1 rRNA gene is annotated in these 669 nt (G+C 48.9%); it reads right to left on the bottom strand.

Annotation, left to right across the window (positions count from 1 at the left end):
• Positions 1-669: ribosomal RNA gene (locus HT687_RS09930) — 23S ribosomal RNA — on the bottom strand; the annotation flags it as partial.

Here is a 669-nt window from a genome sequence, read left to right as displayed (position 1 = left end):
CTTCAATTCATACCTTCGCGTTACCGCTAAGCACTCCTCTTAACCTTCCAGCACCGGGCAGGCGTCACCCCCTATACATCATCTTACGATTTAGCAGAGAGCTGTGTTTTTGATAAACAGTTGCTTGGGCCTATTCACTGCGGCTGACTTCAAGTCAGCACCCCTTCTCCCGAAGTTACGGGGTCATTTTGCCGAGTTCCTTAACGAGAGTTCTCTCGCTCACCTGAGGCTACTCGCCTCGACTACCTGTGTCGGTTTGCGGTACGGGTAGAGTATGTTTAAACGCTAGAAGCTTTTCTTGGCAGTGTGACGTCACTAACTTCGCTACTAAACTTCGCTCCCCATCACAGCTCAATGTTATAGAACTAAGCATTTAACTCAATTCACACCTCACTGCTTAGACAGACACTTCCAATCGTCTGCTTTAGTTAGCCTACTGCGTCCCTCCATCACTACATACTCTAGTACAGGAATATCAACCTGTTGTCCATCGGATACACCTTTCGGTCTCTCCTTAGGTCCCGACTAACCCAGGGCGGACGAGCCTTCCCCTGGAAACCTTAGTCTTACGGTGGACAGGATTCTCACCTGTCTTTCGCTACTCATACCGGCATTCTCACTTCTATGCGTTCCAGCACTCCTCACGGTATACCTTCATCACACATAGAA

The organism is Streptococcus sp. 1449 (genome assembly GCF_013276805.1).
GTDB classification, from domain to species: Bacteria; Bacillota; Bacilli; order Lactobacillales; family Streptococcaceae; genus Streptococcus; species Streptococcus pseudopneumoniae.
This window is presented reverse-complemented; position numbering and strand designations above follow the sequence as displayed.